The organism is Microbacterium sediminis, from assembly GCF_004564075.1.
Classification (GTDB): Bacteria; Actinomycetota; Actinomycetes; order Actinomycetales; family Microbacteriaceae; genus Microbacterium; species Microbacterium sediminis.
The window spans coordinates 1,103,050-1,126,361 of record NZ_CP038256.1 but is presented as its reverse complement, the minus strand read 5'-3'; the positions used below and the strand labels follow the sequence as shown (position 1 = coordinate 1,126,361).

Genomic DNA, 23,312 nt, shown 5'->3' with positions numbered 1-23,312 from the left:
TCGACCGCCTCGTCACCACTACAGGCTGCTGCGCAGCGTGGTGATGCGCGGGTAGCGAGTCGCGTTGATGCGCGGCTCCCAGTCGGGCACGTTCTGAAGGGCAACCTCCATGATCTCGGGCGGGATGATCACGCCGTACTGGGAGTTGGAGGCGAACGCGGGGCGGGTGAGTTCGCTGACGTGTTGGCTGGATTCGGAGCCGTCGGACCTGCGGATGACCGGTCCCCACACATGGACGGCGCCGACCCGCCACGCACCGTTCTCGTAGTTCCAGTGGATCGTGGCCTTCTTGATTCGCGCTGTGCGGGCCTTCACCACCATCGTGAAGTCCTCCAGACGCAGCTGCGTGTACGCATGCACGAGGACCTGGGTCGTGGTCTCGATGTGAGTGATCGTCACAGGCTCGTCTTCCGCTCCGCATCCCGCGGGTATCGGGTCTCGTTGATCTCGGGCTTCCAGTCGGGCATGTGCGCCAGGGCGGCCTCCACGATCTCCGGTGGAGTGGCAACACCACTCTGTCGCCTCGAATCATCCGCGGGCCGGGTGCTCTCGTGGAGCATCCGGCGCGACTCCGTGCCGTCCGCCTTGAGGATCGGTCCGGTGAGCTGCACGAACGAGATCACCCACGCGCCGGCCTCGTACGCCCAGTACACCGTGGCCCGGTGGAGGCGAGCGACACGGCCTTTCACCTCGAGCGTGAGGCCCTCGATCCCCAGCGTGGTGTACGCCTTCACCACGACCTGTGTCGTGGTCTCTCCCACAAGGATGGTCACGCAGGAACCCCTCTCGACGTCAGATTCGATCACGGACGTACGTCGCGCACGCGTCGACGATCGCGCGCGCAGCGTCGATCCCCTCGGAGACATCCTGCCGGGTCGCGGTCGGACGATCATTGTCCGGATACTCGGTGGCGTTGCGCACCTGCCGCATCCACTCGAACTCGCGGAGCGCGTCGTCGGGGACGAACTGCGCCGCGGCGATTCCCGTGTTCCGATGAGCACCACCGACGGGCCGCACCCTGAGGCCCTCGATCGCAAGCACCGCGGTCAGCGCCTTGCGCGCGCCGTCGTACGCCGCAGTGAACGCCATCGCGTGATCGTCGGTCCCGGCGAGAGTGACCGCCGTATCGAGATGGCGCTCGGCCATCGCGATCACACTGGCGGCGTGCTCATGGTTCACCGCGACGCGCTCGAGCCGTCGGCCGGCGATCATCGCGGCGATGGCATCAGCCGCGGACATCGCCGGTCAGCACGTCGACAATCGGGCGCGAACGGATCGTGGCGACAAACGGCGACGGACGATCGGCGCGCCAGTCGTCGGGCCCCATCCGCGTGACGTTCACCGGCACGTCAAGACGTGTACTCGCTTCCGTCGCGAGGTCCGCGAGGGTGCGACGAGGCGCCGAGCCCACCACGAGCACGTCGATGTCGTTCGGGAACGCGCCGCTCTCCCCCGCTCGACGCGCCGCCCACGATCCGTAGATCAGCAGTTCCTCGACACCATCGACACCGGCGAAGAGCTCGCGCAGCACGGGGACCGGGCCGTACGCCGCCGCGATCAGCTCGCGCATCGGCGCGAACAGCGGATGCTCATCGTTCGCGCGCACCAGCCGGTTGCGGCCCTCCTGGCGGTCACGCAGCACGTCGTTCTCGACGAGGCGCCCGACCTCGCGGTGCACGACGGTCCCGCTCACGCCCGTGCGGCGCCCGAGCTCAGACAGCGAGAACTCGCGGTCGGGATGCCCCAGCGTCTCCGCCAGGATCGCCCCGACCGCGTCCGAGCGCACGAAGGGCGTCAGCTGCGGAACCGGAGTCTTCACAAAACAGGAAGATATCTCCCGGTTATGGGAAGAGTCAAGGCCCGGCTCAGACGTTGGATCGGAGCTCCACCACGTTCTGGCACCGAACAGCCTTTGGATGCGGGTGCCGCTATCCGAGCGACTCGATCGCGTCAGCCAGCTCCTCGACACCGCGACGCCCGTCGAGTTCGATGCTCGCGCCGCGACGGAGCAGTGGTTCCACCTCCGCCACATATCGGCGGATCTCCGCCTGCTGCTCAGCGGTGCGGCCATAGGGATTGTTCGTCCGTGTCGCCACGCGTTCGATGAGCACTTTCACCGGCGCGCTGAGCAGCACCACATGATCGAACCGGTCGTAGAACCGCCCCTGGTTCTCGACCGTTCCTGAGACGACGAGGTCGTGATGTCGTTCTAGGAGTTCGCTCATACGGCGCTCGTCCCACAGTCCCCGCGGCAATTCCCAGCGGCCATAGTCGGTGTCCACCGTGAGCCGTCCTCGACGTGCCAGCTCGGCAAGCAACGTCGACTTGCCGGCGCCCGACATGCCGGTGACAAGGATGCGCGTCATGCGCGCCAGCATAGGGATCGTCGACACCCGACGATCGGCGGACTAGACGTTGAAGCGGAACTCCACGACGTCGCCGTCCTGCATGACGTAGTCCTTGCCCTCCATGCGGACGCGACCGGCGGCCTTGGCCTCGGCCATCGAGCCGTACTGGTCGAGGTCGGCGAACGAGACGATCTCGGCCTTGATGAAGCCGCGCTCGAAGTCCGAGTGGATGACGCCCGCGGCCTGCGGCGCGGTCCAGCCCTTGCGGATCGTCCAGGCGCGCGCCTCCTTCGGGCCGGCCGTGAGGTAGGTCTGCAGGCCCAGGGTCTCGAAGCCCACGCGGGCGAGCTGGTCGAGGCCGGACTCCTCCTGGCCGAGCGACTGCAGCAGCTCGAGCGCCTCGGCGGCATCGAGGTCGATGAGCTCCGACTCCACCTTGGCGTCGAGGAACACGGCCTTCGCCGGGGCGACCAGAGCGGCGAGCTCCGCCATGCGGTCCGCATCGGTGAGCACCCCCTCGTCGACGTTGAAGACGAACAGCGTCGGCTTTGCCGTGAGCAGGCCGAGCTCCTTGATCGGCGTGACATCGAAGCCGGCCTGGAACAGCGTCCGACCGCCGTCGAGCACGTCCTTCGCGGCACGGGCGGCCTCGAGGATCGCGCCGTCCACCTTCTTGCCCTTGACCTCCTTCTCGAGACGCGGGATCGCCTTCTCGAGGGTCTGCATGTCGGCAAGGATCAGCTCGGTGTTGATCGTCTCCATGTCGCTGGCGGGGTCGACCTTGCCGTCGACGTGCACCACGTCGGAGTCGCTGAAACCGCGCACCACCTGGGCGATCGCGTCGGCCTCGCGGATGTTCGCCAGGAACTGGTTGCCAAGGCCCTCGCCCTCGCTCGCGCCGCGGACGATGCCGGCAATGTCGACGAACGACACCGGCGCCGGCAGGATCTTCTGGGATCCGAAGATCTCGGCGAGGCGATCCAGGCGCGGATCGGGCAGCTCGACGACGCCGATGTTCGGCTCGATCGTCGCGAACGGGTAGTTCGCCGCGAGCACGGTGTTCTTGGTCAGGGCGTTGAAGAGCGTGGACTTGCCGACGTTGGGCAGTCCGACGATTCCGATGCTGAGGGCCACGGGAGTCCAGTCTAGGCGGGCGGGCCTGCGCCCCCGCCGGGAGCGCCAGCCACCCGCGATCGCGCCCGGCGACAGACGCCGCGACTGGCGCCCGGCCGATGGGGATGGAACGATCGCAGCATGGCCGAAAGCTCCACCCCCGACTCGCTGCGCCCCGACAACGCCGACCTCGTCGCGCGCGACCGCCGCTTCTTCGGCCACCCCCTCGGCCTCCTCACGCTGTTCACCACGGAGCTGTGGGAGCGCTTCAGCTACTACGGCATGCGGGCGATCCTGCTGCTGTTCCTCACCGCCGAGCTCACCGAGGGCGGCCTGGCGATCGACAGCACGACCGGCCAGGCCGTCGTGGCGATCTACGGCACCGGCGTGTACTTGCTGACGATCGTCGGCGGCTGGCTCGCCGACCGCATGATCGGCGCCCGCCGATCGGTGTTGTACGGCGGCATCGTCATCGCGGCCGGGCACGTCTCGCTCGCCCTGCCGGGCGGGGCGTGGTCGTTCCTCGGCATCGTGCTCGTGGCGATCGGTACCGGCCTGCTCAAGGCCAACGTCTCGTCCATGGTGGGCGAGCTGTACCACCGCGACGATCCCCGCCGCGACTCGGCCTTCTCGATCTTCTACATGGGCATCAACATCGGCTCGTTCTTCTCGCCGATCGTCGTGGGCCTGGTCCGCGGCATCTGGGGCTTCCACGCCGGCTTCCTCGTCGCGGCGATCGGCATGGGCTTCGCGCTGATCTTCTTCGTCGGCGGCCACCGCCTCGTCGCGCATGCCGGCGAGGACGTGCCCAACCCGATCACGCGCGAGGAGCTGCCGCGGGTGCTGCGGCTCGTCGGCATCGTCGTCGGCGCGATCGCGGTGCTCGCCGTCATCGCCGCGCTGCTGTGCGGTGGGTTCGGGCTCGTCGCGATCGTCGACACCCTCTCGTACGCGGCGTTCCTCGCGCCGATCGCGGCGTTCGTCGTGATGTACCGCTCCCCCAAGGTCACCCGCCCCGAGCGCCTGCGGCTGAGCGCCTACGTGCCGCTATTCGTGGCCGCGATGCTGTTCTGGATGATCTTCGAGCAGGCCGCGACGACGATGACGGTCTTCGCCGCCACCCAGACCGACCTGTCGCTGTTCGGACTCACGCTGCAGCCCGAGAACTTCCAGTCGGTCAACCCGCTGTCGATCATCATCCTGTCGCCGGTGTTCGCGCTGATCTGGCTGAAGACGAACGACCGGCCCGCCGTGCCGTACAAGTTCGCCCTCGGCCTGGCCCTGGCCGCGCTGTCGTTCATCGTGCTCGCGGCCGGCGCGTGGCTCACGGGCGACGGCAAGGCGCCGGCGCTGCTGCTCATCCTCGTGTACGTCATCCAGACGCTCGGCGAGCTGTGCCTGTCGCCGGTGGGGCTGGCGGCCACGACGCTGCTGGCTCCGCGCGCGTTCCGCGGCCAGGCGATGGGACTGTGGTTCCTCGCGCCGGCCGCCGGCACGGCGATCACGGCGCAGGTGGTGCAGCTGACCGAGGGCGTCTCGGACGTGGCCTACTTCGGGGTGACGGGCCTGATCGCCCTCGCCTTCGCGGTGGCGATGTTCTTCATCACGCCGTGGGCGCGCCGCCAGATGCACGAGGCCGACCGCCTCGAGGGCGTGGTCACCGCCGGCGAGTGAACGCGCGCCCGGCGCGCCTCGATCGGCGAGCCGGATCGGCGGCGCACCCTTGAGGGGTGCCTCTCGACTTCACCGCCATCGACTTCGAGACGGCCAACGGCTCCGCCGCGTCCGCCTGCCAGGTGGGGCTCGCCCGCGTGCGCGACGGCCGGGTCGTGGCGACCGCCGGCTGGCTGATCCGCCCGCCCGCCGGGCACGACGTCTTCAACGAGTGGAACACCCGCATCCACGGCATCACGGCCGAGGACGTGCGCACCGCACCGGGGTGGACCGCGCAGCTGGATCGGCTGCTCTCGTTCGTCGGCGCCGACGTGCTCGTGGCCCACAACGCGTCGTTCGACACGCGAGTGCTGCGCGCGGCGTGCGAGGCGACGGGCGACGAGCTCGGCGCGGTCGACTATCTCTGCTCGCTGCAGCTCGCGCGCCGCGTCTACGACCTGCCGTCGTACAAGCTGCCCGCCGCGGCGGCGGCCGCCGGGCACGCCGCGTTCGCGCACCATGACGCCGCGGCCGACGCGCTCGCCTGCGCGCAGATCGTGATCGACGCCGGCCGCCGCACGGGCGCGGCCGACGTGGCGGCGCTGGCCGCGGCCGTGGGCGTGCGCCTGGCCCGCACGGAGCCGGTGGCGGCGCGCGCGATCGCGGCCTGACCACGCGCGGCGCCGCGCTTTGTCGGAGGCCCCGCTCATGATGGGAGCATGGATCCGCTCGCCCTCGTCCTCGTGATCGTCGCCCTCGCCGCCGGCGCGGCGATCGGCTGGTTCGCGCGCGCCGGTCGCGCCGCGCGCGACGAAGCCGCCCACGCGCTCGCGCTGGAGGCCGCCCGCGCCGAGGCGGAGCGGCGCGTGATCGAGTCGCGCGCGTCGCTGGCCGAGCGGCTGGCGGCGGCCAACGCCGAGCTCGGGGCGCTGCACGAGTCGCTCGCCCGGCAGGACGCCCAGCGGCGCGAGGCGATGGAGCGCGAACGGCTCGATCGGCAGGAGGCGGCGGAGCGGGCGGCGCGCGAGAGCGCCGTGCTCGCCGCGCTCACCCCGGTGCAGGAGAGCCTGCGGCGCATGCAGCAGCGGGTGGACGCGATGGACAGCGCGCGCCAGGAGCAGTTCGGTCAGGTTGCCGAGCAGCTGCGGGCCGCCCAGGCGGTCGACGAGCAGCTGCGCGCCACCACCGAGTCCCTCGCCGGCGCGCTGCGCTCCACGACCTCGCGCGGCGTGTGGGGCGAGACGCAGCTGCGGCGCATCGTGGAGGCCGCGGGCCTCATCCACCGCGTCGACTTCGACCTGCAGTCCTCGATCTCCTCGGACGCCGGATCGGGGCGGCCCGACATGGTCGTGCGCCTGCCCGGCGGTACGTCGATCGCCGTCGACGCCAAGGCGCCGCTCGACGCGTTCCTCGATGCCGCCGCCATCCCCGAGACCGCCACCGGCGACGAGCGGGCGCGCCGCGACGCACTGATGCAGAAGCACGTCAAGGCGGTGCGCGCGCACGTCGACGCGCTGGCGAAGAAGGCGTACTGGTCGGGCCTCGGTTCGAGCCCCGAGTTCGTCGTGTGCTTCATCCCCAGCGAGTCGGTGCTCTCGGCCGCGCTCTCGGAGGATCCGGGCCTGCTGGAGTACGCGTTCGGCAAGCGGGTGGCGCTGGCCTCGCCCGTGAACCTCTGGGCCGTACTGAAGACGGTCGCGTACTCGTGGACGCAGCAGGAGGTGTCGCAGGAGGCCCGCGCCCTGTTCGATCTCGGCAACCAGCTCTACGACCGGCTGGGCTCCCTGGCCACCCACGCCAACGGCATGCGGCGCGCCATCGAGCGCACGGTCGACGCGTACAACCAGTTCGTCGGATCGCTGGAGTCGCGCGTGCTCGTCACCGCGCGCCGGTTCCCCGGCATCGATGCCTCGAAGCTGTCCCAGACCGAGGCGCCGGCCCCGCTTGAGGCCACGCCGCGACGCCTCACCGCGCCGGAGCTGCTGGGCGATGCCCCCACGGCCGACGAGACGGCGAGCGACCGTGCCGACGACGCGGCGCCGATCGCTGCCGACCTCGGGGAGGTCAGGCGGCGGCTGTGACGCGCCGCGCGCTCAGGGGATGAAGCTCAGGAGCGCGACGACGACGACCGAGAAGCCGAGGAACGCGCCGATGTTCCACCACACGCTCGGCTCGTGCCCGGGCTCGCGGCGCACGCGCAGCAGCACGTCGGGCCGGCGAGCGGGGTCGACCGCGTCCTGCACGACCGCCTGGGCGCCCGTGGCGGGTCCGCCCGTGGTGTTCTGCGTGGTTCCGCTCATCACATCGATTGTGCCACGCGACCCTGGGCGCGGCCCGTCACGACAGGGTCACGATGCGGCCTCAGAGCCACTTCGAGACGAGGTGCTCCGACGAGACGCGGCGGAGGGTGCCCGAGTGGCTGCGCAGCACGACGCTCTCCGTGTACACGTAGCCGCCCTCGCGGCGCACACCGGCCACGAGCTGGCCGTCGGTGACGCCCGTGGCGACGAACAGGGTGTTGTTGCCCTTGACGAGGTCATCGGCCTCGTAGACGTGATCCATCTTCAGGCCCGCGTCGATGCCGCGCTGGCGCTCGTCGTCGTCGCGCGGCCACAGCCGGCCCTGGATGTGACCGCCGAGCGCCTTGATCGCGCAGGCGGTGACGATCCCCTCCGGGCTGCCGCCGATGCCGACGCACATGTCGGTGCGCGCGCCGTGCCGGGCCGCGTTGATGCCGCCCGCGACGTCGCCGTCGGTCATGAGCCGCGTGCCGGCCCCGGCGGCGCGGATCTCGTCGATGAGCTTCTCGTGACGCGGGCGGTTCAGCACCGAGACCACCATCTCGTCGACGGGCTTGCCGAGCGCCTTGGCCAGGCGGCGGATGTTCTCGCCGATCGGCAGGCGGATGTCCACGACGCCGACGCCGGCGGGGCCGGTGACGAGCTTGTCCATGTAGAACACGCTCGACGCGTCCAGCATGGTGCCGCGGTCCGACAGCGCGATCACCGAGAGCGCGTTCTGGCGACCGGCGGCCGTCAGCGAGGTGCCGTCGATCGGGTCGACCGCGATGTCGTAGGCGCGACCGTTGCCCGTTCCCACGTGCTCGCCGTTGTAGAGCATCGGGGCGTTGTCCTTCTCGCCCTCCCCGATCACGACCACGCCGTCGAAGTCGACCGTGGCCAGGAACGCGCGCATGCCGTCGACCGCCGCGCCGTCGGCCGCCTCCTTGTCGCCGCGGCCGATGAACGGCACCGAGCGGATCGCGGCCGCCTCGGTCGCGCGCACGAGCTCGAGGGCGATGTTGCGGTCGGGACGAAGGGGGATCATGTCCTCGGCGGTCTGCATATCACGACCCTATTCGCCGAGGCGCGCGCGGGGGCCTCGCTTCGCCCCGCCAGACGCGAAGGATCCGCGATTCTTTCGCTCCTGTCATGACGCGCCCGGAGGGCGGCCCCGACGCGCACCGCGCCGCCCCTGCCTGGGCGCCCGCGCGCTCAGTAGAGTGAGAGGCGACACACGTCCACCGGAGGGAACCCGTCATGCCCGTCGCCACACCCGATCAGTACGCCGAGATGCTCGACCGCGCCAAGGCGGGCGGATTCGCCTACCCCGCGATCAACGTCTCGAGCTCGCAGACGATCAACGCGGTCCTGCAGGGCCTCACCGAGGCCGGATCCGACGGCATCCTGCAGGTCACCACCGGCGGCGCGGACTACTTCGCCGGCCACACCGTCAAGGCCCGCGCCACGGGTGCGATCGCGATGGCGCAGTACGTGCGCACCGTCGCGAAGAACTACCCGATCACCGTGGCCGTGCACACCGACCACTGCCCCAAGGACGCCCTTGACAGCTTCCTGCTGCCCGTGCTCGAGGCCAGCGAGGAGCAGGTGAAGGCCGGCGGCGAGCCGCTGTTCAACTCGCACATGTGGGACGGCTCGGCCGTGCCGCTCGACGAGAACATCGAGATCGCCCAGACGCTGCTCCCCCGCACCCACGCGATCGGCTCCATCCTCGAGATCGAGGTCGGCGTGGTCGGCGGCGAGGAGGACGGCGTCAAGCACGAGGGCTCCAACGAGGCGCTCTACACGACCGTCGGCGACGTGACGAAGGCCGTCGAGGCGCTGGGCCTCGGCGAGAAGGGCCGCTACATCTCGGCCCTCACCTTCGGCAACGTGCACGGCGTGTACAAGCCGGGCGGCGTCAAGCTCCGCCCCGAGCTGCTCGGCGAGATCCAGGAGGGCATCGCGGCGAAGTTCGACACCGGTCCGAAGCCGCTCGACCTCGTCTTCCACGGCGGCAGCGGCTCGAGCGCGGAGGAGATCGCCACGGCGGTCGCCAACGGCGTGATCAAGATGAACATCGACACCGACACGCAGTACGCGTTCACCCGGTCGATCGCGGGCTACATGTTCTCGAACTACGAGGGCGTGCTCAAGGTCGACGGCGAGGTCGGCAACAAGAAGCAGTACGACCCGCGCGCCTGGGGCAAGATCGCCGAGACGGCGATGGCCGCCCGCGTGGTCGAGGCCGCTCAGCAGCTCGGCTCGGCGGGCCAGAGCAAGGGCTGAGTTCCCGCGTCGGAAGCCCTCGCCGCCCTCGGGCGGCGGGGGCTTTCGCGTGCGATAGGTGCGCGAGCCGTGGTGCGGCCCGGGCGCGAGCCGAAGCGCGGCCCGCGCCAAGACGGGGTCGCGGGCCGCGTCAGCGGGCGAGCTGCTCCTGCACCGAGGCGTACAGCGCGCGCGAGGCGGTGAAGCGGGCCTCGTCGTCCGGCTGCCCCAGCACGACCGCATAGACGCGCACGCTGGCGCCGTCGTGGGGCACGTCCTTCGCCGAGAGCAGGCTGCTGCCGTCGAGCGTGCCGGTCTTGATGCCGACGACGCCCTCGTCGCCGAGGAGGTCGTTCGTGTTCTCGACCCGGCCGGCTCCCGGCAGGTCGACCGTGCGCGTCGCGACGATCTCGGCGATCACGGGGTTCGCCATCGCCACGCGCCCGAGCTCGATCAGCGCCGCCGCGGTGGCGGTGTTGCGGGGATCGATGCCGGTCGGCTCGACGATCGTGATGCCCTCGATGCCGTGACGCTCGAGGAAGGCGGCGGCCGCCGCGGCGAACGCGTCGTCGCCGCCCCACATCTCGCTCACGAGGATGTCGGCGTAGTTGCACGCCGAGCCGATGAGCATGCCCTGCAGCAGCTGGTATTCGGTGAGCACGCCGCCGACCGGCACCTTCAGCGCCGATTCGCCGCGCGCCAGGTACTCGTCGTAGGAGTCGTTCCACCGCTCGACGAAGTGGTACTCGACCCCCGAATCGCCCACCTGCAGCCCGCGGTCCTCGAGCACCATGAGCGCGGTGAGCAGCTTCGTGATGCTCGCCATCGGCATCGCCTCGTCGGAGTGCGCGATCACCTCGCCGTCGCCGATCGCGACGGCCGCGGCGCCGTGCGCGGGCCACGCGATGTCGTCCCCGTCGATACTCGGTGCCCCGCCGCCGGCGGGCGCCGAAGTGGCCGGGCCCGCGGTGTTCTCCTCGGCCACCGCGGCGGGCACGTCCTCGCCGGAGCCGAGGGCGAGGTTCGCGACCGTGCCGATGCCCGCTCCGAGGACGACCGCGAGCACGACGAAGGCCACGAGGTTCGCGAGGCGGCGGCGACGCGGCGGCTGGTGAGGACTCATCGCCTTCCAGTCTCTCGCAGCGCGGCGGCGATCTCGCGCCGCCGCACCCTGACCGGCCCCTGATTCGCCCCCGACGAGGCGCCCGCGCCGCGGCTCAGGCGCCGGTGACCGCGTCGAGGATCGCCGGGTCGCCCAGCAGCGGGATCGCCAGGAGCACGCCGGAGATCCCGAGGAAGACGATCGCGCCGACGACCGGTACCCAGAACGCGAGACGACCGGCGCGCATCCGCAGGTACGCGAGCGCGGCAGTGGCCAGCCAACCGAGGCCGATCACGATCGCGGCGGCCACGCCCCAGCCGCGCCCGCTGGACGGGTCGGTCAGCGTCGCGTCGATGCCCATCATCGACAGCAGCGTCTCGGAGTAGGTCGCGTAGTCCGCCATCTGCGGGATCGACGTGATCGTGTTGATGAGCCCGTACACGAGCAGGGCGATCGTGATCACGCGGTCGACGCCGAGCCCCGGCCGGGCCGTGCCGCCGAGCACCGGCACGGGCGACGCGGGTGCGGGCATCGGGGAGGGGGCCGGCGGCGTGGGCAGCGGGTTCGCCTGCATGCGACGGCGCTGCTCCTCGGGGCTGGCGTATTCGCCGAACTGCGGCACCGGAGGGCGCGGCTCGTCCGCCGGCGGCCGTTCGTCGGTCACGCCGACGCACCCACCCGACCGCCGCGCGGCTTGCCGTCGCCGCGGAGCTCCTTCGGCAGCGAGAACATGAGGTCCTCCTCCGCCGTCTTGACCTCCTCCACGTCGGCGTAACCGGCGTGCGCCAGGTCGCGCAGCACCTCCTGCACGAGCACCTCGGGAACCGATGCGCCGCTCGTGACGCCCACGGTCGTGACGCCGTCGAGCCACTCCTGCTTCACCTCGTCGGCGTAGTCCACGCGGTAGGCGGCCTTCGCGCCGTACTCGAGCGCGACCTCCACGAGCCGGACGCTGTTGGAGGAGTTCGCCGATCCGACCACGATCACCAGGTCGGCCTCGCGGGCGACCTTCTTGATCGCGACCTGGCGGTTCTGCGTGGCGTAGCAGATGTCGTCCGAGGGCGGATCCTGCAGCTCCGGGAAGCGGGCCCGCAGGCGGCGCACCGTCTCCATCGTCTCGTCGACCGACAGGGTCGTCTGCGAGAGCCAGACGAGCTTCGACGGGTCGGCGACCTCGATCGTGTCGGCCTCGTCCGGGTTGTTCACGATCGTGACGTTCTCGGGAGCCTCGCCCGCGGTGCCCTCGACCTCCTCGTGGCCCTCGTGGCCGACGAGCAGGATCTGGTAGTCGTCGCGGGCGAAGCGGACGGCCTCGCGGTGCACCTTGGTCACGAGCGGGCACGTGGCGTCGATCGCCTGCAGGCCGCGGTCGGATGCCGCGTTCACCACCGCGGGCGAGACGCCGTGCGCGCTGAAGACCACGTGCGCGCCCTCGGGCACCTCGTCGACCTCCTCGACGAAGATCGCTCCCTTGGCCTCGAGCTCGCGGACCACGTGGATGTTGTGCACGATCTGCTTGCGCACATACACGGGGGCGCCGTAGCGCTCGAGCGCCTTCTCCACGGTGATCACGGCACGGTCGACGCCGGCGCAATATCCGCGGGGTGCGGCCAGCAGCACCCGCTTGTGTCCCTGCACCTCGTTATCCTGGAGGCGCTCGCGACGAGCCGGGACGCGCGGCACGGGGAGCGAGATGGCAGTGGAACTCACCCGACAAGTCTACGGGCGGCCGCTGTGCACGGGATCAGAGAGGCGACTGAGGTGACGACGTTCGAGGCCGACCCCGTGCCGGGGCAGGCACCCCCGCCCGACAGCGTTTCCCCACGCGACTCCACGCCCGACGCGCCCACATCGATCGCGCGGCTGAACCAGACGATCCGCGGCTTCATCGAGCGGTGGGGATCGGTGTGGGTCGAGGGCGAGATCACCTCGTGGAACGTCCGCGCCGGCAACGTCTTCGCGCGCCTCAAGGACGTCTCCTCCGACGCGCAGATCTCCGTGAGCGTGTGGTCGAGCGCGCGGGCGCGGATCCCGGCGGATCTGAAGGTCGGCGACCACGTGATCGCGTGCGTCAAGGCGGACTACTTCGTCAAGGCCGGCAACTTCTCGTTCGTGGCCACCTCGATGCGCCACGTGGGGCTCGGCGAGCAGCTCGAGCGGCTGGAGCGGCTGCGCGCCCAGCTGCGCGCCGAGGGCCTGTTCGACCCCGCCCGCAAGAAGCCGCTTCCGTTCCTGCCCCGCTGCATCGGCCTGATCACGGGCGAGCGCAGCGACGCCGAGAAGGACGTGCACCGCAACGCCGAGTTGCGCTGGCCCGAGGTGCGCTTCCGCACCGCGTACGCGGCGGTGCAGGGCGATCGCTGCGTGCCCGAGACCCTCGCGGCGCTGCGCCGGCTCGACGCCGATCCCGAGGTCGACGTGATCATCATCGCGCGCGGCGGCGGCGACCCGCAGACCCTCCTCGGCTTCAGCGACGAGCGCCTCGTGCGCGCGGTCGCGGCCGCGCAGACGCCGATCGTCAGCGCCATCGGGCACGAGAACGACCGCCCCCTGCTCGACGACGTCGCCGACCTGCGCGCCTCGACCCCCACCGACGCGGCCAAGCGCGTCGTGCCCGACGTGGGCGAGCAGCGCGCCCTCGTGGCGCAGCTGCGCTCCCGCGCCCGCACCCGGCTGACGCAGCGCGTGCAGCACGACATCGCGCAGCTCGAGCAGCTGCGCACCCGCCCCGCGCTGCGCGATCCCGAGCGCATCGTTCGCGACCGCGCGCAGGAGGTCTACCTGCTCACGGCGCGCGGCCGCGACCTGCTCACCCGCACGCTGCACACCGCGCAGTCGCGCACCGCCGAGCTGCGGGCCTCGCTGCGGGCCCTCTCCCCCGCCGCCACCCTCGCCCGCGGCTACGCGATCGCGCACACCGACGGCGGGGTCATCCTGCGCGACGCCGCCTCGGCCCCTCCCGGCACGCGCCTGGTCGTCACCCTCGACCGCGGCTCGGTCGCCGCGGTGAGCGAGGGCGTGCTCGAGGCGGTCGACGGGGCAACGACGGCCGGGCCCGAGAGCGTCGGCGGCGGCGAATAGGATGGATCCGATGACCGATCAGCCCGCCCCCGCCGACGTCACGACCCTCTCGTTCGAGCAGGCGCGCGACGAGCTCGTCCGTGTCGTGGCGGAGCTCGAGCAGGGCGCCCCGACCCTCGAGCACTCGCTCGAACTGTGGGAGCGGGGCGAGGCCCTTGCCGCCCGCTGCGAGGAGTGGCTGCGCGGCGCCAAGAGCCGCCTCGACGCGGCCCGCCCGAGCGCCGACGAGGGCGAGTGATGGCCGAGCACCCGGTGCAGACGGCGGAGGAGATCGCCGAGCAGAAGGCCGCCCGATCGGCCGCCTACCGCCAGAGCCAGACCTTCCGCAATCTCGTCGTCGCGCTGCTGGCGAGCCTCGTGGTCGTCGCCGTGATCTTCTTCGCCGTGCCCCGCGGCACCCCCGCCCCGCGCCCGCGGATCGACGTGTCCGAGGTGGCCCAGCGGGTCGCGGAGTCGTACCAGCGCGACGTGATCGTGCCGGAGATCCCTGACTCGTGGGGCGTGAACGTCGCCGAGGTGACGGCCGGCGCCCCCTCGGTGTGGCAGGTCGTCTACACGCCGGACGAGACCAGCTTCCTCGACCTGGCGCAGGCCTTCGACGGCGACGAGACCTGGGCCGCGCAGCAGCTCGGGGGCGCGGCCCCGACCGGATCGGCCACGATCGACGGGATCGGTTGGGCCGTGTACGAGATCGCGGACCCCGACGCGCACGGAAACGTGTCATACGCGCTCGGCACCCAGGCCGGGTCCGACCACGTGCTGCTCTACGGATCGGCCTCGCCCGAGACCACCGCGGAGCTGGCCGAGATGGTCGCCGACCAGGTGCGGGCGCTGCAGGAGGAGGCAGAATGACCGAACGGATCGCCCCCGCGCAGGCGTGGGCCGACATGATGGCGGGCAACGCGCGCTTCGTCGCGGGCGAGCCGGCCCACCCGCACCAGGACGTCGCGCGGCGCGCCGAGATCTCGGCCGCCCAGACCCCCCGCGCCGCGCTGTTCGGCTGCTCCGACTCGCGCCTGGCGGCCGAGATCATCTTCGACATGGGGCTCGGCGACCTGTTCGTCGTGCGCAACGCCGGCCAGGTCACGGGCGAGTCGATCATGGGATCGCTCGAGTACGCCGTCGAGGTGCTGAAGGTGCCGCTCATCGTCGTGCTCGGCCACGACGCCTGCGGAGCGGTGCGCGCCGCGATCGACAGCTTCGACGTGGACCAGCCGAGCCTGCCGCCGCACATCTGGCGCACGATCTCGCCCATCGTCCCCGCCGTGCGCGCCGAGCTGCGCGCCGGCGCCGCCGAGGGCATCACGTACGAGACGGTCGATCCCGAGCTCGTCGGCCGCCGCCACCTGCGACAGACGGTGACGGCGATCCTGCAGTCGTCCGAGCTGATCAGCGACGCCGTCGCTGCCGGCACGCTCGGCATCGTCGGCGCGAACTACCGACTTTCCGAGGGCACCGTGGTGCCCGATGTCATCCTGGGCGCCGCGACCGACGCGGCCTGATTTCGCCATCGCTAGACCAACGGAGGAAGAAGTGACCGAGACCGAGTACCGGATCGAACACGACACCATGGGCGAGGTGCGCGTTCCCAAGAACGCGCTGTACCGCGCCCAGACGCAGCGGGCCGTCGAGAACTTCCCCATCTCGGGCAAGGGCCTCGAGTCCCGCCACATCGCCGCCCTGGCCCGCATCAAGAAGGCCGCGGCCCTGGCCAACAAGGAGCTCGGCACGCTCGACGGCGAGATCGCCGACGCGATCGCCTGGGCGGCCGACCAGATCGTCACGGGCGAGTACGACGCCGAGTTCCCGGTCGACACCTACCAGACCGGCTCGGGCACCTCGTCGAACATGAACATGAACGAGGTGCTCTCCACGCTGGCGACCCAGCACCTCGGCCGCGAGGTGCACCCGAACGACCACGTCAACGCGTCGCAGTCGTCGAACGACGTCTTCCCGACGTCGGTGCACGTGGCCGTGACCGAGGCGCTCATCACCGACCTCGTGCCGGCGCTCGAGCACCTCGCGACCGCCCTCGAGGGCAAGGCCGAGGAGTGGAAGTCGGTCGTCAAGTCGGGCCGCACCCACCTCATGGACGCCACCCCCGTCACGCTCGGCCAGGAGTTCGGCGGCTACGCCCGCCAGATGCGCCTCGGCATCGAGCGCGTGCAGGCGGCCCTCCCCCGCGTGGCCGAGGTGCCGCTCGGCGGCACGGCCGTCGGCACCGGCATCAACACCCCGCTGGGCTTCCCGCAGAAGGTGATCGAGCTGCTCGTGGCCGAGACCGGCCTGCCCATCACCGAGGCGCAGGACCACTTCGAGGCGCAGGCCAACCGCGACGGCCTCGTCGAGGCCTCGGGCGCGCTGCGCACGATCGCCGTCTCGCTCACGAAGATCAACAACGACCTGCGCTGGATGGGCTCGGGCCCGAACACCGGCCTCGGCGAGCTGCACCTGCCGGACCTGCAGCCGGGCTCGTCGATCATGCCGGGCAAGGTCAACCCGGTCGTGCCGGAGGCCACCCTCATGGTGTGCGCCCGCGTCATCGGCAACGACGCGACCGTCGCGTGGGCGGGCGCCTCGGGCTCGTTCGAGCTCAACGTCGCCATCCCCGTGATGGGCACTGCGCTGCTCGAGTCGATCCGCCTGCTCGCCAACGCCACGCGCGTGCTGGCCGACAAGACCATCGTGGGCCTCAAGGCCAACCTCGAGCGCGTCACCGCGCTGGCCGGCATGAGCCCCTCGATCGTCACCCCGCTCAACAAGCTGATCGGCTACGAGGCGGCGGCGAAGATCGCCAAGCACTCGGTCGCCAAGGGCATCACGGTGCGCGAGGCCGTCATCGACCTCGGCTACGTGGAGCGCGGCGAGCTCACCGAGGCCGACCTCGACGAGAAGCTCGACCTGCTCTCGATGACCCACCCGGGCTGATCCGGATCGCCGAAGGGGGTGGCGGGCGTCTCGCCCGCCACCCCCTTCGTGCGTCTGCGCCCGGCGTCAGGGCAGGTTCGCCGGGATCTCCGAGGGCTCGACCGACGGGTAGCGCGACGAGAGCTTGTCGATCCACGCCAGCGCGAGCGCCGAGAAGATGAACGCCATGTGGATGACGACCTGCCAGAACACGCCCTCGCTCGTGTAGGTCTCGCCGGTGACCGACTCATCGGTGCGCGAGCCGAGGTCGCCGACCTCGATGAAGGTGCGCAGCAGGTGGATCGACGAGATGCTGATGATCGAGATCGCCAGCTTCACCTTGAGGATGTTGGCGTTGACGTGGTTGAGCCAGTCCGGCTGATCCGGGTGGTCGCTGATCCGCAGCCGCGAGACGAAGATCTCGTAGCCGCCCATGATCACCATGATCAGCAGGTTCGCGATCATGACCACGTCGATCAAGCCCAGCACGGCCAGCATGATCGTGGCCTCGTTGAGGTGGGTGATGTCGTGGAAGACCGTCTCGATGAGGTGCCACAGGTCGATCATGAAGACGACCACGTACACGAGCTGGGCGACGATGAGGCCGACGTACAGCGGCGCCTGCAGCCAGCGGCTGGCGAAGATGAAGTAGCCGAGCGCCGCGGATCCGCGCCCGCGCGCCGGAGAAGAGGGAGTCGTCACGCCCCCGATCCTATTGACTCCGCGATCGCCGTGCCCGGTCCGCGAACGGCAACGGCGCGGCGAGCCCACGCAGGGTCTCGCCGCGCCGTCGACCGTCCCAGCGTCTCAGCGTCTCAGCGTCTCAGCAGCATCGCGCGCCCGGGTCGGCGTCCTGCGCGCGGTAGACGCCGCGCCAGTACTCGCGCGCACTGAGCGGCTCGCGGTCGGGGTGCGCGGCGCGGGCGTGGGCGACGTACGCGTCGTAGCGGGACTCGCCCGTCACGCCGCGCACGTACCAGCGCACCGCGCCCCACGCGCGCCGCACCACGTCGCTCATCAGTGGCCCCGCACGGGCTTCACGTCCTCGGGCAGCGCCTCCCACTGCTTCTCGAGCTCGCGCTCCTCGGCGGTGGGGATGAGGCCGGCCGGGGCGAAGCGGCGCGACGGCACGGCGGGCTCCTCGTTGTCGATCACGGCCGTGGAGCGGAAGGCCTGCACCACCCGCACCAGCGAGGCCGTGATCACGATGAGCGTGAGCACGAGGAACACGATCGACAGCGACCCCTGGATGAAGGTGTTGCGGACCACGGCCTGCATCGCCTCGACCGTCGGCGCGGTGCCGAACGAGGTCTCCCCCGCGGCGAGCGCCTCGCGGAACGCGACGTGCTGCGCCCAGTAGCCGACCGCCGGCACCGGGGAGAAGATCTTGTACAGCGAGGCCACGGTGGTGACCACCGTCACGAAGGCCAGCGGCAGCGCGACGATCCACAGCGACCCGAACGTGCGCCGGCGGGCGACGATCGTGAGCACGATCGCGAGCGCGATCGATGCGAGCAGCTGGTTGGCGATGCCGAACAGTGGGAACAGGGTGTTGATGCCACCGAGCGGATCGGTCACGCCCATGAGCAGCACCGCGCCCCAGCCGGCGACCATGATCGCGGTGCACAGCCATGCGCCCACGCGCCACGAGGTGTCCTTGAACCGCGGCACGACGTTGCCGATCGAGTCCTGCAGCATGAAGCGGGCGACGCGCGTGCCGGCGTCGACGGCGGTGAGGATGAACAGCGCCTCGAACATGATCGCGAAGTGGTACCAGAAGCCCATCATCGCCTGGCCGCCGATCCACTGGCCCATGATCACGGCCAGACCCACCGCGAGCGTCGGGGCGCCGCCGGTGCGCGAGACGATCGTCTCCTCGCCCACCAGATGGGCGAGGTTGGTGAGCGTGTCGGAGGTGAGGTTCACGCCGGTCAGCCCCAGGCTGTTCACCCAGGCGACGGCGCCCTCGACGGTGCCGAGCGTGGCGGCCGCCGACGAGTTCATCGCGAAGTACACGCCGCGGTCGATCGAGATCGCGGCGACGAGCGCCATGATCGCCACGAACGACTCCATGAGCATGCCGCCGTAGCCGATGAAACGCGTCTGGCGCTCCTTCTCCACCATCTTCGGCGTCGTACCCGACGAGATGAGCGCGTGGAAGCCGCTGAGCGCGCCGCAGGCGATCGTGACGAACAGGAACGGGAACAGCGGCCCGGCCCACACGGGTCCGGTCTCGCCCGAGGCGAACTCGCTGAACGCCGGCACCGAGATCTCCGGGCGCACGAACACGATCGCCACGGCGAGCGCCACGATCACGCCGATCTTCATGAACGTCGACAGGTAGTCGCGCGGGGCGAGCAGGATCCACACCGGCAGCACCGCGGCCACGAAGCCGTAGATGATGATGCCCCAGGCGATCGTCGTCTTGTCCAGCGTGAACAGCGCCTGGCCCCACTCCGTCTCGGCGACCATGCCGCCGCCGATGATCGCCGCCATCAGCAGCACGAAGCCGATCAGCGACACCTCGGCGATCTTGCCGGGGCGGATCCAGCGCAGGTACGCGCCCATGAACAGCGCGATCGGGATCGTCATGGCCACCGAGAAGACACCCCACGGGCTCTCGGCGAGGGCGTTGACGACGACGAGCGCGAGGATCGCCGTGATGATGATCATGATGAGCAGCGTCGCGAGGATCGCGGCGGCGCCGCCGAAGCGGCCCAGCTCGTCCCGCGCCATCTGGCCGAGCGAGCGGCCGCCGCGGCGCATGGAGAAGAACATCACGAGGTAGTCCTGCACCGCGCCGGCGAGCACGACGCCGACGATGATCCACAGCGTGCCGGGCAGGTAGCCCATCTGCGCGGCGAGCACCGGGCCGACGAGCGGACCGGCGCCGGCGATGGCGGCGAAGTGGTGACCGAACAGCACCCGCCGGTCGGTGGCGACGTAGTCCTTGCCGTCGGCCCGGTACTCGGCCGGTGTGGCGCGGGTGTCGTCGGGGCGGACGATCTTGCGCTCGATGTACTTCGAGTAGAAGCGGTAGAAGATCAGGTAGGTGCACACGGCGGCGAACACGAACCAGATCGCGTTCACCGTCTCGCCGCGCACGAGGGCGAGCATCACCCATGCCAGGCCGCCGAGCAGCGCGATCGCGACCCAGACGGCGATCTTCACCGGCGTCCATCGCGGTTCCGCGGTGGTGGCGACGGGTGGCAGCTGCGGCGGCGCTTCTGGCGCGGAACCTGTCTGCTGACTCATGGCATCGACTCCTTCGTCCATGCGGATCCCTCGATCCGTCCACCACACAGGCTAGGTGTGATGTCCAGGGACGTTGTTTCGGCGACACGGCTGTGAGGAGCTGATGGGCGAGGGCCTCCGGTTATGAAGTGGAGCTGTTGAGTTCAACCGCTTCACGAACCAGGAGGCCCTCATGTCCCACGCTAACGCTGCCCTGACACCACGCGCTCGTCTTCGGCTGGCGCGCCTGATCGTCGAGGACGGCTGGCCGCCGTCCCTGGCGGCGAAGATGTTCATGGTCTCGCCCGTCACAGCCAGGAAGTGGGCTGCCCGGTTCCGAGCCGAGGGGCCGACCGGGATGACGGACCGATCGAGCCGCCCACGGTCGATGCCGGCGAGGACACCGCTGCCCGTGGTCAAGAAGATCGTGAAAGCGAGGTGGCGACGCCGTCTCGGCCCGGTCCAGATCGCTGGCGAGCTCGGTCTGCCCGCCTCGACCGTCCACGCAGTCCTGGTGCGATGCCGGATCAACAGACTCAGCCATATCGACCGGGTCAGCGGTGAGCCGATCCGCCGGTACGAGCATGATCATCCCGGCTCGCTGCTCCACGTCGACGTCACCAAGTTCGGCAACATCCCCGATGGCGGCGGGCACCGTTACGTCGGCCGAGTCCAGGGCGAGCGCAACCGCGAGGCCACCGCTACCCGTCTGCAGAGCCGGAACCACCGCTATGAGCCGCGCCTGGGCACCGCGTTCGTTCACACCGTCATCGACGACCACTCCCGCGTCGCCTACGCCGAGATCTGCTCGGACGAGAAAGCGGACACCGCGATCGGTGTCCTGCGCCGCGCCGTCGCCTGGTTCGCCGACCGTGGCGTCCGCGTCAAGCGTGTCCTCTCGGACAACGGCTCCGCCTACAAGTCATATGCCTGGCGCGATACCTGCACCCAGCTCGGAATCACGGCGAAGAAGACCCGCCCCTACCGGCCGCAGACGAATGGGAAGATCGAGCGGTTCCACCGCACCCTCGCCGATGGTTGGGCATATGCCCGGTTCTACGGATCAGAAGCCGAGCGCCGCGCGGCGCTTCCGGGTTGGTTGCACTTCTACAATCATCACAGGCACCACTCCGCGATCGGAGGCCCGCCTATCAGCAGGATCGAAAACAACCTACCTGGACATCACAGCTAGGGGGTGCCCGCGCGCGGGCCGGGGCGCGCCACACGGGCCCATAGGCTGGGACGATGCGCTACCCCGAGGTCCGTCGCGACGACATCATCGACGAGTTCCCCCTCCCCGACGGATCCACGGCCCGGGTCCCGGCGCCGTACCGCTGGCTCGAGGACTCCGACAGCGACGAGACGCGCCGCTTCATCGAGGCGCAGAACGCCTTCGCCGAGCCGATCCTCGCCGCGCTCCCCGCGCGGGCGGCCTTCCGCGAGCGCCTGACCGCGCTGCTCTCGCGTCCCACGCGCGGCGTGCCCCTGCAGCGCGGCGGGCGGGTGTTCGCGTGGCACGGTGACGGCCGCAACCAGGACGTGCTCGTGGTGGCCGACGACGTCGACGGCCTCGAGGACGCCCGGGTGCTGCTCGACCCCAACGAGCTCTCCCGCGACGGCACCGTGGCCGTGACGATGATGACGGTGAGCCCCGACGGCGCCTACGTGGCCTACGGCGTCGCCGACGGCGGCAGCGACTGGCGCACGATCCGGGTGCGCGACGTCGCCACCGGCGAGGACCTCGATGACGTCATCGAGTGGACGAAGTGGAACCACCCGATCTGGCACCCGGATGCGCGTTCGTTCTCGTACTGGGCGTACGACGCCCCGAGCGACGATCCGCTCGTCGACCAGATGGGCACCGGCCGGCTCCTGCTGCACCGCCTGGGCACGCCGGTGTCGGAGGACGAGCTGCTCTTCACGCGCCCCGAGGAGCCGCGCACCTTCGGGCGCGAATGGCCGCGCGACGACGCCTGGTTCGTGTTCTCGACCGACACGGGATCGTCCAGCGGCAACGACCTCGCGGTGCGCCGCCACGACGAGCCGATGTCGGCGCTGCGACCGCTCGCGACCGGGCACGAGCGGGAATGGAACGCGATCGGCATCCGCGACGACGTGCTGTACGTCGTGACCGACGCCGACGCGCCGCGCTACCGCCTGGTCGCGTTCGACCTCGCCGCCGCCGACCCGGCCGCCTCGCTGCGCGAGGTCGTGCCGCAGCACGCGGAGGACGTGCTGCTCGACGCGGGCCTCACCGCGAGCGGCCTCGTGCTGACGTACTCCCACGACGCCTCGCACCGCATGCAGCTCGCGACGTTCGACGGCGCCCTCGGCGACGCGCTGCCGATCGGTGCGGGCGTCTCCGTCGCCGAGTCCGACGCCGTCTCCGCCACCGACACGGTCTTCGTCAAGGCGCAGGGCTTCGTCGATCCCGGCACCCGGCACGAGGTCGTCGTCGACGGCGCCCGCGTGGTCGCGCACCGCACGCTTCCCGACCCCGCCACCGGCGCCATCCGCGCCACGACCACGCGCATCCGGGCCACGAGCGCCGACGGCACGGTCGTGCCCGCCTTCGTCGTGGCGCCCGAGGGCGCCGCGCACGGGCCTCGACCGACCCTGATGTGGGGCTACGGCGGCTTCAACATCCCCATGAACCCCGGCTACCGGCCGCTGTTCGCCGCCTGGGTGCAGGCCGGCGGCACCCTCGTCGTGCCCAACCTGCGCGGCGGCGGCGAGTTCGGCTCCGACTGGCACAAGGCCGGCACCAAGGAGCGCAAGCAGAACGTCTTCGACGACCTGTTCGCCGTGGCCGAGCGCATCATCGCCGACGGCCTCACGACGCCGCAGCAGCTCGCCCTGCACGGCCGCTCCAACGGCGGTCTGCTCGCCGCGGCCGCCCTGACCCAGCGCCCGGACCTGTGGGCCGCCGTGCTGCCGGGGGTGGGCGTGCTCGACATGCTGCGATTCCACCGGTTCACGATCGGCTGGGCCTGGACGAGCGACTACGGCGACCCGGACGATCCCGAGGCGTTCGCGTACCTGCGCGCGTACTCGCCGCTGCACAACCTCGTCGAGGGCCGCGCCTATCCCCCGACGCTCATCACCACCGGCGACCACGACGACCGGGTCGTGCCCGGCCACTCGTTCCAGTTCGCCGCCGCGCTGCAGCACGCGCAGGGCGGCGACGCGCCGATCCTGCTCTCGGTCGACACCCGCGCCGGCCACGGCATGGGAAAGCCCCGCGACGCGCAGGCGCTCGAGTTCGCCGATCAGCTCGCCTTCGCCGCGCGCTTCACGGGGCTCGAGGCCTGAATCCGCAAGTCTCTG

The 23,312-nt window shown here is 70.9% G+C and carries 25 protein-coding genes; 11 read left to right on the top strand and 14 right to left on the bottom strand.

All coding sequences use genetic code 11. From position 1 onward, the window contains the following. Window positions 1-18: 18 nt before the first annotated feature. From E3O41_RS05370 to ychF, 6 genes are all read right to left on the bottom strand, one after another. A complete protein-coding gene (locus tag E3O41_RS05370) occupies window positions 19-399 on the bottom strand; it encodes a hypothetical protein (protein WP_067022580.1) in 381 nt (126 codons plus the stop codon). Beyond that, the gene (locus tag E3O41_RS05365) at window positions 396-773 is read right to left on the bottom strand and encodes a hypothetical protein (RefSeq protein ID WP_067022577.1); all 378 of its coding nucleotides are present in this window, start codon (window positions 771-773) and stop codon (window positions 396-398) included. Before E3O41_RS05365 ends, E3O41_RS05370 begins: the two co-directional genes overlap by 4 nt. 19 nt (window positions 774-792) lie before the next feature. Beyond that, complete coding sequence (locus tag E3O41_RS05360; RefSeq protein ID WP_067022574.1) at window positions 793-1,239, bottom strand: HEPN domain-containing protein; 447 nt, start codon at window positions 1,237-1,239, stop codon at window positions 793-795. Then, the gene (locus E3O41_RS05355; protein WP_067022571.1) at window positions 1,226-1,819 is read right to left on the bottom strand and encodes a hypothetical protein; all 594 of its coding nucleotides are present in this window, start codon (window positions 1,817-1,819) and stop codon (window positions 1,226-1,228) included. Before E3O41_RS05355 ends, E3O41_RS05360 begins: the two co-directional genes overlap by 14 nt. 109 nt (window positions 1,820-1,928) lie before the next feature. Then, window positions 1,929-2,366 carry an AAA family ATPase gene (locus E3O41_RS05350; protein WP_067024146.1) on the bottom strand — a complete coding sequence of 146 codons (438 nt, stop codon included), beginning with the start codon at window positions 2,364-2,366 and terminating at the stop codon, window positions 1,929-1,931. Window positions 2,367-2,408: 42 nt separating this feature from the next. Next, window positions 2,409-3,482, bottom strand: a complete 1,074-nt coding sequence (ychF, locus tag E3O41_RS05345) for a redox-regulated ATPase YchF (protein ID WP_067022568.1) — start codon at window positions 3,480-3,482, stop codon at window positions 2,409-2,411. 120 nt (window positions 3,483-3,602) lie between these two features. Here ychF and E3O41_RS05340 point away from each other — a divergent pair, with 120 nt between their 5' ends. From E3O41_RS05340 to E3O41_RS05330, 3 genes are read left to right on the top strand one after another with little or no spacing between them, the layout of a single operon-like run. Continuing rightward, window positions 3,603-5,135 (top strand): peptide MFS transporter, encoded by a 1,533-nt coding sequence (locus E3O41_RS05340; RefSeq protein ID WP_067022565.1) that lies wholly within the window; start codon window positions 3,603-3,605, stop codon window positions 5,133-5,135. A gap of 56 nt (window positions 5,136-5,191) precedes the next feature. Continuing rightward, window positions 5,192-5,785, top strand: a complete 594-nt coding sequence (locus E3O41_RS05335; protein ID WP_067022562.1) for an exonuclease domain-containing protein — start codon at window positions 5,192-5,194, stop codon at window positions 5,783-5,785. A gap of 48 nt (window positions 5,786-5,833) precedes the next feature. Continuing rightward, a complete protein-coding gene (locus E3O41_RS05330) occupies window positions 5,834-7,195 on the top strand; it encodes a DNA recombination protein RmuC (RefSeq protein ID WP_067022559.1) in 1,362 nt (453 codons plus the stop codon). Between the two features lie 12 nt (window positions 7,196-7,207). Here E3O41_RS05330 and E3O41_RS05325 read toward each other — a convergent pair whose 3' ends face one another. Next, complete coding sequence (locus tag E3O41_RS05325; protein ID WP_067022558.1) at window positions 7,208-7,414, bottom strand: UDP-N-acetylmuramyl pentapeptide phosphotransferase; 207 nt, start codon at window positions 7,412-7,414, stop codon at window positions 7,208-7,210. Between the two features lie 61 nt (window positions 7,415-7,475). Further along, the gene (gene glpX, locus E3O41_RS05320; protein WP_067022555.1) at window positions 7,476-8,459 is read right to left on the bottom strand and encodes a class II fructose-bisphosphatase; all 984 of its coding nucleotides are present in this window, start codon (window positions 8,457-8,459) and stop codon (window positions 7,476-7,478) included. Window positions 8,460-8,653: 194 nt separating this feature from the next. Here glpX and fbaA point away from each other — a divergent pair, with 194 nt between their 5' ends. After that, window positions 8,654-9,682, top strand: coding sequence for a class II fructose-bisphosphate aldolase (gene fbaA / locus E3O41_RS05315; protein ID WP_067022553.1), 1,029 nt, complete (start codon window positions 8,654-8,656; stop codon window positions 9,680-9,682). A 130-nt stretch (window positions 9,683-9,812) separates the two neighbouring features. On the opposite strand, the gene E3O41_RS05310 is transcribed toward fbaA, so the two are convergent. The 3 genes from E3O41_RS05310 to E3O41_RS05300 form a co-directional block, all read right to left on the bottom strand. Then, complete coding sequence (locus tag E3O41_RS05310) at window positions 9,813-10,784, bottom strand: D-alanyl-D-alanine carboxypeptidase family protein (protein WP_067022550.1); 972 nt, start codon at window positions 10,782-10,784, stop codon at window positions 9,813-9,815. Between the two features lie 94 nt (window positions 10,785-10,878). Beyond that, complete coding sequence (locus E3O41_RS05305) at window positions 10,879-11,427, bottom strand: DUF6264 family protein (protein ID WP_067022545.1); 549 nt, start codon at window positions 11,425-11,427, stop codon at window positions 10,879-10,881. Further along, window positions 11,424-12,446: a 4-hydroxy-3-methylbut-2-enyl diphosphate reductase gene (locus tag E3O41_RS05300; protein ID WP_083990773.1), complete on the bottom strand. Its 1,023-nt coding sequence runs from the start codon at window positions 12,444-12,446 to the stop codon at window positions 11,424-11,426. The genes E3O41_RS05305 and E3O41_RS05300 overlap by 4 nt, the downstream gene beginning before the upstream one ends. Window positions 12,447-12,524: 78 nt before the next feature. On the opposite strand from E3O41_RS05300, the gene xseA reads away from it, so the two are divergent. Genes xseA through E3O41_RS05275 form a run of 5 tightly spaced genes read left to right on the top strand, consistent with a single transcriptional unit; the run spans window position 12,525 to window position 16,772 of the window. Continuing rightward, complete coding sequence (xseA, locus tag E3O41_RS05295) at window positions 12,525-13,844, top strand: exodeoxyribonuclease VII large subunit (RefSeq protein ID WP_067022540.1); 1,320 nt, start codon at window positions 12,525-12,527, stop codon at window positions 13,842-13,844. Window position 13,845: 1 nt separating this feature from the next. Then, complete coding sequence (locus E3O41_RS05290; protein ID WP_083990772.1) at window positions 13,846-14,082, top strand: exodeoxyribonuclease VII small subunit; 237 nt, start codon at window positions 13,846-13,848, stop codon at window positions 14,080-14,082. Beyond that, entirely contained in the window at window positions 14,082-14,696 is a 615-nt protein-coding gene (locus E3O41_RS05285; protein ID WP_067022534.1) for a DUF4245 family protein, read from the top strand. The genes E3O41_RS05290 and E3O41_RS05285 overlap by 1 nt, the downstream gene beginning before the upstream one ends. Then, window positions 14,693-15,346 carry a carbonic anhydrase gene (locus E3O41_RS05280; RefSeq protein WP_067022531.1) on the top strand — a complete coding sequence of 218 codons (654 nt, stop codon included), beginning with the start codon at window positions 14,693-14,695 and terminating at the stop codon, window positions 15,344-15,346. Before E3O41_RS05285 ends, E3O41_RS05280 begins: the two co-directional genes overlap by 4 nt. Window positions 15,347-15,377: 31 nt before the next feature. Next, window positions 15,378-16,772, top strand: coding sequence for a class II fumarate hydratase (locus E3O41_RS05275; RefSeq protein WP_067022527.1), 1,395 nt, complete (start codon window positions 15,378-15,380; stop codon window positions 16,770-16,772). A 66-nt stretch (window positions 16,773-16,838) separates the two neighbouring features. On the opposite strand, the gene E3O41_RS05270 is transcribed toward E3O41_RS05275, so the two are convergent. From E3O41_RS05270 to E3O41_RS05260, 3 genes are all read right to left on the bottom strand, one after another. Next, on the bottom strand, window positions 16,839-17,453 hold the full coding sequence (locus E3O41_RS05270) for a TIGR00645 family protein (protein WP_067022524.1): 615 nt from the start codon (window positions 17,451-17,453) through the stop codon (window positions 16,839-16,841). 121 nt (window positions 17,454-17,574) lie between these two features. Then, a complete protein-coding gene (locus tag E3O41_RS05265; protein ID WP_135012128.1) occupies window positions 17,575-17,769 on the bottom strand; it encodes a YbdD/YjiX family protein in 195 nt (64 codons plus the stop codon). Further along, entirely contained in the window at window positions 17,769-20,006 is a 2,238-nt protein-coding gene (locus E3O41_RS05260; protein WP_067024144.1) for a carbon starvation CstA family protein, read from the bottom strand. Before E3O41_RS05260 ends, E3O41_RS05265 begins: the two co-directional genes overlap by 1 nt. 172 nt (window positions 20,007-20,178) lie before the next feature. On the opposite strand from E3O41_RS05260, the gene E3O41_RS05255 reads away from it, so the two are divergent. After that, window positions 20,179-21,177, top strand: a complete 999-nt coding sequence (locus tag E3O41_RS05255) for an IS481 family transposase (RefSeq protein WP_135011766.1) — start codon at window positions 20,179-20,181, stop codon at window positions 21,175-21,177. Between the two features lie 53 nt (window positions 21,178-21,230). Next, entirely contained in the window at window positions 21,231-23,297 is a 2,067-nt protein-coding gene (locus E3O41_RS05250) for a prolyl oligopeptidase family serine peptidase (protein WP_067027920.1), read from the top strand. Window positions 23,298-23,312: the final 15 nt, after the last annotated feature.